A 2,039-nucleotide genomic window follows, 5' to 3' on the forward strand; every position below is an offset into this window, starting at 1 on the left:
GTCCCGCGTTACCCTTGTAATTGCTGGGTGCTGTGCTCTAGAGACGCTGCCGGTCTCTGTTTTGTTCCACCCAGTATCCCCACCGCCCCGGACCGTCATTCACTCGCCCGGGCATCGCGCAGGACACCGCAATCGACAATGGTCATAGGTCGAGTATAGGTTCCTGACTGGTCCCCGCAAGCGTGTGTTTGGACTGTTGTAAACTAAACAACGACTACGCGGTTTGAGTGTCAGCTTTTGGCGGCACGGTATTTTTGAATCGACTTCCGGAGGCGAAATGGGCGGCGGGCAAACGTCTTCATTGAAAGTTACCCTCGCATTCGTCGTAGACGAGATGTGGGAGTTCTACCCGAACCTTGCATCGGCCGAGGGCCTTCATAATTACGACGGCCGCATGCCGGACCTCTCCGAGGACGCCTGGCGGGCGAGGGCGAGCCAGGTGCGCGCCGGCATCGCCCAGCTCGAGCCGTTCGATCGCCGCGACGTCGAAGGCACTCTGTCTATGGACTTGGCCCTGACCAGGGCCGCGCTACGCAAGGAGCTTTTCAAAATTGAGGGACTGCGGTCCCGCGCGTGGAACCCCATGGACATGCTCTTCTCAATAGACGTCAGCAACTACGTGATACGCCGGTACGCGCCTCCCGCCGTCCGCGCAGCCGCGCTTACGCGGGCTCTCGGGCGCGTGCCGGAGGTCGTAGAGCAGATGTCGGACGGCCTGAGGGGGCGCGTCAGCAGGCCCATCCTGGAGACCAGCATCGAGGCCTACGCGGGCATGGCGGACTTCTACAGGACCGACCTCGCGGACGCCATCGGTCCGCTCGGCGCCGAGGCCCTTGCGGCTGCACTGGCCGGCGCCGTCGAAAGTGCCGCGCGGGCTGTCGACGGCTTCGTGGAAATCTTGCGGTCCCGGCTTGAAGAGGCGCCGGAGGAGTTCGCCCTCGGGGCCTACAGCTTCCGGACGCTCCTCTCGCTTGGAGAGATGGTGGATACCCCGCTGGAATCCTTGCTCGCGGAAGGGGAGCGGGACCTGCGCCGGAACCTGGAAAGCTTCCGTCGCCTTGCGGAACAGATCGGCCCAGGACGTCCGCTGGCAGATGTCCTGAAGGAGATAGGAAAGGACCACCCCACAAAGGCCTCCCTTGTCTCAGATACCCGCGCCATGCTGGAGGAGATACGGTCTTTCTGCATCGAGCGAGATGTGGTAACCGTCCCGTCGGAAGACCGGTGCGAGGTCAAAGAGACGCCGAGGTTCATGCGCTGGGCTTTCGCTGCGATGGACGATGCCGGCGTCTACGAGACAAACGCCACAGAGGCCTACTATTATGTCACCCCTCCTGAAGACGATTGGCCGGCGGACAAGCAGGAGGAGTGGCTCACAAGCTTCAGCTACCCGCTCCTCAAGGGCATCTCCGTCCACGAGGCATACCCCGGCCACTTCACGCACCACCTGCACACCCGCAACATCGAGTCCAAGCTCGGGGAGGTCTTCGGCGCGTATACCTTCTGGGAGGGGTGGGCGCACTACACCGAGGAGATGATGGTCGAGCAGGGCTTTGCAGCGGACGACAGCCGCGTGAGGCTCGGAGTTCTGCTGGAGGCGCTGCTGAGGGACTGCCGCTACATCTGCGCCATCCGCATGCACACGATGGGAATGACGCTCGATGAGGCGACGCGCTTCTTCATGGAGAATGCGTTCATAGAGGAGTTGCCCGCGCGCAAAGAGGCAACGCGCGGGACATTCGACCCCATGTACCTCAGCTATACGCTCGGCAAGCTGCAGATAAAGCGCCTGCGAGAGGAGTATCGGGCGCGGCTGGGCGACGGATTCTCCCTCAAGGCCTTTCACGACCGGGCCCTTTCGTTCGGCGCGCCGCCCATACCCCTGCTGCGGGAGGCCATGGCCCGCCACGGCAGTGTCAATGCTCAATGACTTTGTCAGTCTTACTGCTCAGTGATTTTGTCAGTACGACTGGTTTTGGTTGAATCAGTCTCGATCTCCAAGGGTGATCTGGACCCGGCTTTCGATCCTTGGGCGTGGA

The 2,039-nt window shown here is 62.1% G+C and carries 1 protein-coding gene; it reads left to right on the forward strand.

Annotated elements, in window-relative coordinates; translation table 11 throughout:
• Positions 1-277 precede the first annotated feature (277 nt).
• Positions 278-1,930 carry a DUF885 domain-containing protein gene (locus FJ319_14725; GenBank protein MBM3935518.1) on the forward strand — a complete coding sequence of 551 codons (1,653 nt, stop codon included), beginning with the start codon at positions 278-280 and terminating at the stop codon, positions 1,928-1,930.
• Positions 1,931-2,039 lie beyond the last annotated feature (109 nt).

Source organism: SAR202 cluster bacterium (genome assembly GCA_016872355.1).
Taxonomy (GTDB): Bacteria; Chloroflexota; Dehalococcoidia; order Lucifugimonadales; family VGZY01; genus VGZY01.